The sequence below is a fragment of the Plebeiibacterium sediminum genome (genome assembly GCF_026013605.1).
GTDB lineage: Bacteria > Bacteroidota > Bacteroidia > Bacteroidales > Marinilabiliaceae > Saccharicrinis > Saccharicrinis sediminus.
In genome coordinates this window covers 1-8811 of record NZ_JAPDPJ010000111.1, presented here as the reverse complement: position 1 = coordinate 8811, position 8811 = coordinate 1, and the positions used below count along the sequence as shown (strand labels likewise).

The 8811-nt window shown below is 34.7% G+C and carries 9 protein-coding genes; 2 read left to right on the top strand and 7 right to left on the bottom strand.

Annotated elements, in window-relative coordinates:
* The first annotated feature begins 95 nt into the window (after positions 1-95).
* Both gdhA (OM075_RS23460) and cobT read left to right on the top strand, forming a co-directional pair.
* Positions 96-1136, top strand: a complete 1041-nt coding sequence (gene gdhA / locus OM075_RS23460) for an NADP-specific glutamate dehydrogenase (protein ID WP_363321653.1) — start codon at positions 96-98, stop codon at positions 1134-1136.
* 115 nt (positions 1137-1251) lie between these two features.
* Positions 1252-2310, top strand: coding sequence for a nicotinate-nucleotide--dimethylbenzimidazole phosphoribosyltransferase (gene cobT / locus OM075_RS23455; RefSeq protein WP_301192997.1), 1059 nt, complete (start codon positions 1252-1254; stop codon positions 2308-2310).
* A gap of 82 nt (positions 2311-2392) precedes the next feature.
* Here the strand turns inward: cobT and OM075_RS23450 are convergent, their stop codons facing one another.
* From OM075_RS23450 to gdhA (OM075_RS23420), 7 genes are all read right to left on the bottom strand, one after another.
* Positions 2393-2863, bottom strand: a complete 471-nt coding sequence (locus tag OM075_RS23450) for an ExbD/TolR family protein (protein WP_301192996.1) — start codon at positions 2861-2863, stop codon at positions 2393-2395.
* A gap of 5 nt (positions 2864-2868) precedes the next feature.
* Positions 2869-3441 (bottom strand): ExbD/TolR family protein, encoded by a 573-nt coding sequence (locus OM075_RS23445; protein WP_301192995.1) that lies wholly within the window; start codon positions 3439-3441, stop codon positions 2869-2871.
* Positions 3442-3447: 6 nt separating this feature from the next.
* Positions 3448-3894 (bottom strand): hypothetical protein, encoded by a 447-nt coding sequence (locus OM075_RS23440; protein WP_301192994.1) that lies wholly within the window; start codon positions 3892-3894, stop codon positions 3448-3450.
* 7 nt (positions 3895-3901) lie between these two features.
* Positions 3902-4711 (bottom strand): MotA/TolQ/ExbB proton channel family protein, encoded by an 810-nt coding sequence (locus OM075_RS23435; RefSeq protein WP_301192993.1) that lies wholly within the window; start codon positions 4709-4711, stop codon positions 3902-3904.
* Between the two features lie 152 nt (positions 4712-4863).
* Complete coding sequence (locus tag OM075_RS23430) at positions 4864-5889, bottom strand: asparaginase (RefSeq protein WP_301192992.1); 1026 nt, start codon at positions 5887-5889, stop codon at positions 4864-4866.
* Positions 5890-5901: 12 nt separating this feature from the next.
* A complete protein-coding gene (locus OM075_RS23425) occupies positions 5902-6672 on the bottom strand; it encodes a TatD family hydrolase (protein WP_301192991.1) in 771 nt (256 codons plus the stop codon).
* A 138-nt stretch (positions 6673-6810) separates the two neighbouring features.
* Positions 6811-8148: an NADP-specific glutamate dehydrogenase gene (gene gdhA, locus OM075_RS23420; protein ID WP_301192990.1), complete on the bottom strand. Its 1338-nt coding sequence runs from the start codon at positions 8146-8148 to the stop codon at positions 6811-6813.
* Between the last annotated feature and the right edge of the window lie 663 nt (positions 8149-8811).

The following is an 8811-nucleotide window of genomic DNA, read 5'->3' as shown; positions in this document are numbered from 1 at the left end:
GGCTTTATCAAATTGTCTTCTTTCTTTTTTCATATGCTTGTAAATTTAATCATTACAAGCTTAACTCTGTGTCTTGGTAAAGATAGCAGTTCCACTTGGGCATATTAAAATTCCTTGCTTTTGAACAAGTTTTTAAGAACAGCTTAACAACGCTTCCTCTTGGAGGAGGAAAAGGAGGTTCTGATTTTGATCCTAAAGGAAAATCTGATAATGAAGTGATGAGATTCTGCCAGAGTTTTATGACAGAGTTATATCGACACATAGGTCATAATACAGATATTCCTGCAGGAGACATTGGTGTTGGAGGTAGAGAGATAGGATACTTGTTTGGACAGTATAAAAGAATAAAAAATGAGTTTACAGGCACAATTACTGGTAAAGGTATAAACTGGGGAGGAAGTAACATACGACCTGAAGCAACCGGCTATGGAAATGTATATTTTGCAGAGGAAATGCTGAATACAATTCATGAAAGCTTTAAAGGAAAAACGGTATTAATCTCCGGTTCTGGTAATGTAGCTCAATATAGTGCTGAAAAAGTAATAGAATTAGGCGGAAAAGTTGTTACCATGTCTGATAGCAATGGGTATATATACGATCCGGATGGCATAGATCAAAAGAAATTAGAATTCATCATGCAACTAAAAAATCTCAGACGCGGAAGAATTAAGGAATATGCTGAGCTTTATAAAGTAAAATATGTAGAAGATAAAACACCATGGAACGAAAAAGCAGACATAGCGCTACCTAGTGCCACACAAAATGAAATAGATAAGGATGATGCCTTAGTATTAGTAAAAAACGGTTGTATCTGTGTATCAGAAGGTGCTAATATGCCTTGCACTCCTAAAGCAATTGAAATATTTATCGAAAATAAAATTCTATATGGACCCGGTAAAGCTGCAAACGCCGGAGGTGTAGCAGTATCTGGATTAGAGATGAGTCAGGATTCTATGAGAATGAACTGGACCCGTGCTGAAGTAGATGACCGACTTAAAATAATTATGAAAGATATTCATCGTACCTGTCTTAAATACGGAACAAAACCAGGTGGTTTTGTAAACTATATGGATGGAGCTAACATTGGTGGTTTTGTTAAGGTGGCTGATACCATGATAGATCAAGGCGCCGTTTAAGGAATTAAAATCAGAATATATTCTCAATACCTTATTGTAAAACATGTTTTAATCTGGTATTGAGAATTTTATTTTAATCATCTTTGTACACTTAAAATAAAATTACGTGTATATTATGATAGATTTTAATATTAAACCTCTTTCTAATGAGCTAGACAGTGAAATTAAATACAAAATAGATCATAAAACGAAACCACTTGGCTCATTAGGACTATTAGAAAAAATTGCATACCAAATTTGCAGAATTCAAGAAACAACAACTCCTGAATTATCCAATCCTCACATTGTATTAGTTGGCTCAGACCATGCTATATGTGAAGAAGGAGTAAGTCCATGTCCTCAGGAAATAACCTGGCAACAAATGCTTAATTTTGCCAATGGAGGTGGTGGAATTGGCCTGTTCTCCAATGTTTACAATATGAAATTAAAAGTGGTTGATGCAGGTGTAAATTACAACTTCAGTGGTATCGACAATATTGTTGATGCAAAAATTAAAAATGGTTCAGGAAACTTTCTTCAGTCCTCTGCTATGACTCTTGAAGAATGTAATAACGCTATAGCAAACGGAGCTAAAATTGTATCGGAATTACATCAGCAGGGGTGCAATGTTGTAGGTTTTGGCGAAATGGGAATTGGGAATACTTCTCCTGCTTCAGTTTTAATGCATTTGTTTTGCAATATTCCTTTAGAAAAATGTGTTGGTGCCGGTAGCGGACTAGACAAAAATGGTGTTTCAAAGAAACTGGAGACCTTACAAAAAGCGGTTGATAATCATCCTAACCTAACAGATCCAATTGAGATACTAGCGCAATTTGGCGGATTAGAAATTGCAACCATTGCAGGAGGAATGCTAAAAGCAGCAGAATTAAAAATGCTAATACTTAATGATGGATTTATTATTACTTCTGCTTTATTAGCTGCACAGGCTATCAATAGTAACGTGATGGATTACGTTATACACTCCCACCATTCAAAAGAAGGAGGTCATGCTTTAATGATGGAATATTTTAAAGCAGAACCTGTGTTAAATCTGGATTTAAGACTAGGAGAAGGAACAGGTGCTGCCATAGCTTATCCTATTATTCAGGGAGCTGTTGCTATGATTAACAATATGACAAGTTTTGAAGAAGCTGAAATTACCGATACAACAGATCAAGGCATCAGAGTTTTGTAAATCGCTATTCCACATTAATTACAATAGAAAGCATAAAAAAAGGGGATCAAATTGATCCCCTTTTAATTTATAGTAGAGTCTATTAATACTCTGATTTCTGAGCCGCTGAATAGTTAATTTTCAACGCCTGAGCTTTACGCAATGCCTGCTTAATACTAGTGATAATACCCATTGGGCAATCAAAGTCAGCTTTGATAGAAGTGGTCATCTTAGGACGATCAGATTCTTTCATACTTTCACGCTCTTGAGCGATATAACTTTGAATATCACTAACAGTGGCAAACTGATCATTTAGCTGGATTCTTGGTTCAGAACCGTATAATGAACGATACTGAGTAGTTGGAACTCCAACATAAATGTATGTAACCAAACTTTTCTTTTCAAGTTTCGCTAACTCAGTTGCCTGAGGAACTTTTATTTTAACTTTTAAAGAAACCTCTTTCATAGTAGTTGATACCATGAAAAAGAATAAAAGCATAAATACAATATCAGGCAAAGACGCTGTACTAATTGGAGGAAGCCCTTTTGAGCCCTTTTTTCTAAACTTTGCCATAATAATTAATTACTTATATTTTTAGGTTCTGCCTCAGAAATCTTTTGTGGATAAATCTGACGAATCGCTTTCTGTTGATCATCATCAAGATCATCGTAATCCTTACTCCATTTTCTTCTGGCTAACTCATTTCTAACTTCGTTATAGGCTCTTTGTAATTCATTTTGAACCATCAAATACGCCTGATACTGAGTTCCATTATCATTCTGCAATGAGATTACCCCTTTAGTAACAGGAACAAGTCCGAAATAATCTACCTCAACATCTTTAAATTCAGGTAATTTTTCATCGTTATTCTCATTTAGGATAAACTCTTTAGCTGCATCCTTGAGTTCTTCTACCTTCATTGGTTTACCTTTCACCAATAACTGGTTATTACTATTCAATAGTACAGTAAAAACGTTTCTATCTTTAATTGGTGGTGGCGGTGGAACATCTTCAGGTACCGGTGGAGGCAAAAGCCTTGCCAATCCTGAGTCTGTATCCATGGTAGTAGTAACAAGGAAGAATATCAATAGAAGGAAAGCAATATCTGCCATAGATCCTGCGTTCACTTCTGGTGTTTCTCTTTTTGCCATATTACCTTATTTAAATATTTTTGATACCTCTGCTACCAAAATAGAAATAAAAACAACTCCTAATAAAATATAGGTACCATAAAGGAATGCTCCTGCAAGTTTTAACATTGAAGGTACATTATCGGCTCCTTCGTAACCACCTAATTCCATTGGAGTACCATCTGCCATGCTATAAGAAACAAGAGCAATAACAACTAATGCTGCTATTGAAATTAAAGTTCTTGTAGCATTTTTTGGATTTAGCACTAAATGAAAAATCTCAAATAAAATAGCTATAACAGCTGTTGCTGCAACCAGGAATTTAGCCCAGTTTAAGATCATATCTGTATACACTGGAGTCTGATATGTTTCACCTGGAACATCTCCTCCTGTATAAAACATGATAGTAAACACAACAGTCACAGCTATCAATGCATATAATACAATGTTTAATATTTTTGAAAGCTTTGTCATGTTCTAATTATTTTTTCATGTTGTATTTTACTAAGATATCAAGTAATGAAATAGAAGCATCTTCCATAGAGTTTACAATTCCATCAATTTTAGATACGATGTAGTTGTAAAATACTTGAAGAATAATAGCAACGATCAAACCTGATACAGTAGTAATAAGTGCTACTTTAATACCACCTGCTACAGCAGTTGCAGAGATATCACCCATAGCCTGAATTTTATCAAAAGCTTCGATCATACCGATTACAGTACCCATAAACCCAAGCATAGGAGCAAGAGCAATAAATAATGAAATCCAAGTTAAACCTTTTTCTAAAAGACCCATTTGAACTGATCCGTAAGAAACAACTGATTTTTCAACTACTTCAACACCTTCGTCAATACGATCTAAACCTTGATAGAAGATAGAAGCAACTGGTCCGCGAGAGTTACGACAAACCTCTTTTGCAGCTTCAACACCACCTTCGTTTAGTGAATCTTCAATGCTTTGAAGTAATTTTTTTGTATTAGTAGAAGCAAGATTCAAGTAAATAATTCTTTCAATTGCTAATGCTAATCCAAAGATTAAACATAAAAGTACGAAACTCATAAAGATAGCACCACCTTCGATGAATTTAGCTTTAATTTGTTTGTGAACTCCTTTAGGAGCTTCTACTGCTGCAGCATCTGTAGCAACTTCTTCTACTGCAGTTTCAGCAGCAGTAACTTGTTCAACAGCTTGTTCTTCCTGTGCTTCAGTTCCTTCCTGAGCAAACATTGTTGATGCACCAAATGTCATCATACCGAAAACTGCAAAAAACGCAAATAGCTTTTTCATAGTCTGTAAAAAATTTTTGTTTGTATTAGTTTGTTAATACTATAGTTTATTTGCTAATAATTCCCTTTTTATCGCAATAAACAAAGTTAATAATTGAAATTCTAAAAAATTTAGGTGTGCAAAATACAAAAAAATCAGCAAATACAAAGATATTAGATATAGATTTCACCATTTAATGACTTATTTAAATTAATCTTTACTTCTTCTAAAGATAAAGTATTACCTAATAAGTACATAAGCTTGGTCAAAGCAGCTTCTGTTGTGATGTCCGCTCCATTAAAAACTCCTAACTCCAATAAGTGTATTCCGGTTTTATAGGTTCCCATATCAACACTTCCTGCCAGACATTGTGTAACATTTAAAATCACAATATCCTCTTTAACAGCGCGTTCTATTGCATCCAAAAACCATTTTGATGTAGGCGCATTTCCTGATCCAAATGTTTCCAACACCAAAGCCTTTAAACCAGGAGTTTTTAACATCGTTTCAAAATAAATTTGACTCATACCCGGAAATATTTTCAACAACCCCACATTGTTGTCCATTTTTTTGGCAACATGGAATTCTTTTGAGTGGTCTGCCTTAAAAATATATGGATAGTTATATTTTATATGTATGCCAACTTCGGCCAATGGTGGATAATTATCACTTCTAAATGCTCTGAAATGTTCTGCATTGTATTTTGTAGTACGATTACCCCGATATAATTTATCCTGAAAGAAGATACATACTTCAGGAACTACGGCATCCTCATAAACATAGGCTGATGCAATATTAAGTGCGGTGATAAGATTTTCCTTTCCATCAGTTCTTATGGAACTGAGAGGTAGCTGACTTCCGGTAAACACCACAGGCTTTGCTAAGTTTTGAAGCATAAAACTCATTGCACTGGCAGTATAGGCCATTGTATCTGTTCCGTGCAATACCACAAATCCATCATATAAATGATAATTTTCCTCAATTATCATAGCAAGTTTGATCCATCTTTTAGGGTTCATATCTGATGAATCAAGGATAGGAGAAAAGGAGGTACTATCTACTTTAAAGTCGAATCGTTTTAATTCAACAACAGTTTCTTCTATCATGGTAAAATCAAAAGGAACCAGTGAATTTGTTTCGGGATCATTTACCATCCCAATGGTTCCTCCTGTATATATTATTAATATCCTTCTTTTCAATTGAATTGTATATTATAGATTAAATAATTTAGTGGCATTTTGTGTTGTAAGCTTCACTATTTTATGCTTAGGTATATCAAAAACTGCTGACAACTTTTCTATTACTAAACTTAGATATGAGGGTTCGTTTCTCTTTCCTCTATACGGTGTTGGTGTTAAAAAAGGTGCATCAGTTTCCAAAACAATCTTATCTGGTCCGAGCTCCTCAACTACCTTATCTAAACCGGAGTTTTTAAAAGTAACCACTCCATTTATTCCTAAATAAAAATTTGGATAGCTTAATACTTTTTTCCCTTGTTCCACAGATCCTGTAAAACTATGAAACACACCTGACATGCCTTCCAAATCAAAGTGATCCATAACTTCGAAGATTTCATCAAATGCGTCACGGGCATGAATTACTACAGGCAAATTAAGTTCTTTTGCCCAATTTAATTGAATTTTAAAAGCCTCTGTTTGTTGCTTTAAAAAAGTTTTATCCCAATATAAATCAATACCAATCTCCCCTACTGCACAAAATTTATGTTCCGCAAACAGCGAATACATTTTATCCAATAACTCTTTATAATTGTCATCCACCGAAGTAGGATGCAATCCCATCATTGATTTACAAATTTCAGGATACTTTTTTTCAACATCAAGTATTGGCTGTATAGATTCGGCATCAATATTTGGCATTAATACCATTTTCACTCCTGCCTCCGAAGCTCGTTGCATCATTTCCTCACGATCATCGTCAAATTGCTCCAGGTATATGTGAGAGTGCGTATCAATTATTCCCATAATATTTTATGTAGTTTACTTCAAGACTACAAAGTTCTTACATTTTTTAAAAAGACCAATATAAAAAACCTTAAAGGAAGATCTTCCTTTAAGGTTTCAGTTATTTATATGGAATTCTAAAAACTCTATACTACATATTTAAACTACACCCTGAGCAATCATGGCATCTGCTACCTTAACAAAACCACCAACATTGGCACCTTTAATATAGTTTATTTTTCCGTTCATTTCAGTTCCATACTGAACACATACTTTATGAATATTAACCATAATTTCGTTTAATCTCTGGTCAACTTCCTGTTCGTTCCAGTTAAGACGCATGCTGTTTTGACTCATTTCTAAACCAGAAACGGCAACTCCTCCTGCATTTACAGCTTTACCCGGAGCAAATGTTATTTTCTCGGTAGCTAAAAATGCAGCTTCTGCCGTACAGCCCATATTAGAAGCCTCTGCAATCAACTGGCATCCATTATCAATAAGAGTCTTACAATCTTCCTCATTCAACTCATTTTGAATAGCACAAGGAATAGCAATATCCACTTTTTGTTCCCAAGGCTTTTTACCTTCGAAAAACTCAACGCCATACCTTTCAGCATATGGTTGAATCACATCCTGATTTGAGGCTCTTAACTCTAACAGGTAATCAATTTTATCACCAGAAATACCTTCCGGATCATAAATATAACCATCAGGTCCAGAAAGTGTAACAACTTTACCACCCAATTCTACAGCTTTTAAAGCAGCACCCCAGGCTACATTTCCAAAGCCAGATAATGCAATTGTTTTACCTTGTAACGACTGTCCTTTCAATTGTAACATTTCGCGCACAAAATAAATAGCACCAAAACCAGTTGCTTCCGGACGAATTAAACTTCCGCCAAACTCCCAGCCTTTACCTGTTAATACACCGGTAAATTCGTTTTTTAACTTTTTATACTGGCCGAACAAGTATCCAATTTCTCTACCTCCTACACCAATATCTCCTGCAGGAACATCTGTATTTGGTCCAATATGACGATACAACTCACTCATAAAAGCCTGACAAAAGCGCATGATCTCGTAATCAGATTTTCCTTTGGGATTAAAATCAGATCCACCTTTGCCACCTCCCATAGGAAGACTGGTTAAACTATTTTTGAATGTTTGTTCAAATCCAAGAAACTTCAACCCACTCAATGTAACACTTGGGTGAAAACGTAAACCTCCTTTATAAGGTCCTATAGCACTATTAAATTCAACACGATACCCTCTGTTTACCTGTACTTCTCCATTATCATCTACCCATGGAACGCGGAACATAATAACTCTCTCCGGTTCGGTCATTCTTTCAAGTATTTTTGCTTTTTGATAATGTGGATTTTCCTGGTAAAAATCCCAAACAGTTTCAACAACCTCCTCAACAGCTTGTAAAAACTCGTCTTCTCCAGGATTTTTCATCCTTACTGTATCTATGAACTCTTTTATTTTAGCATCCATGGTCAATACTTTTATAGATTTTTATCAAATCAAAATTAGATATTTACTTATATCCAATACATGACTTTTAGCAACTTATTATTTAATTTTAAAACTTTTACAAACATCTCATTATACGAAACTTACAAACATATACCCCACTTAAAAACCGCACTATATGATAACTATCATAACAAATTAACACTACTGTTACTTTTAATAAAAACCAGTGCTCCCTTAAATACCTTTGTTTACTTAAGTTGCTCTGACTTTCAATATTTGCTTGATCACCCAAAAAAAGAAAATCTTATTCATTTACAATTAATCAGTCAGTTATAATTCCAAAATCTATTTACTCTATTATTCACCGTGATTAAAGGCTGTAATTCAATACGCTCAAAAACAATAATTATGCCGCCAATCACCCAAAAACCTATAGTTTATTGCGAAATTAGGATTCTTTGATAAATGCTTTTTATTAACAATCCCTTTACTCTCCTATGGTATGACCATGGTATGACGTTGTATTGACTATGGTTTTACCAGGCCTGTTTTATGGTATTTCTTCGGTTCCTTAGAACCAATGAAGAACCAAAGAAATACCAAAGACAACCCATAGACATACCAACCACAACCCAACCACATACCAAAGAACAACCAAAGAAAACCAAACAAATACCAAAG

Coding starts and splice junctions, on each gene's coding strand:
- OM075_RS23445 (WP_301192995.1), bottom strand. CDS start 3,441: ATGGCAAAAAGAGAAACACCAGAAGTGAACGCAGGATCTATGGCAGAT.
- cobT (WP_301192997.1), top strand. CDS start 1,252: ATGATAGATTTTAATATTAAACCTCTTTCTAATGAGCTAGACAGTGAA.
- gdhA (WP_301192990.1), bottom strand. CDS start 8,148: ATGGATGCTAAAATAAAAGAGTTCATAGATACAGTAAGGATGAAAAAT.
- OM075_RS23435 (WP_301192993.1), bottom strand. CDS start 4,711: ATGAAAAAGCTATTTGCGTTTTTTGCAGTTTTCGGTATGATGACATTT.
- OM075_RS23450 (WP_301192996.1), bottom strand. CDS start 2,863: ATGGCAAAGTTTAGAAAAAAGGGCTCAAAAGGGCTTCCTCCAATTAGT.
- OM075_RS23425 (WP_301192991.1), bottom strand. CDS start 6,672: ATGGGAATAATTGATACGCACTCTCACATATACCTGGAGCAATTTGAC.
- OM075_RS23440 (WP_301192994.1), bottom strand. CDS start 3,894: ATGACAAAGCTTTCAAAAATATTAAACATTGTATTATATGCATTGATA.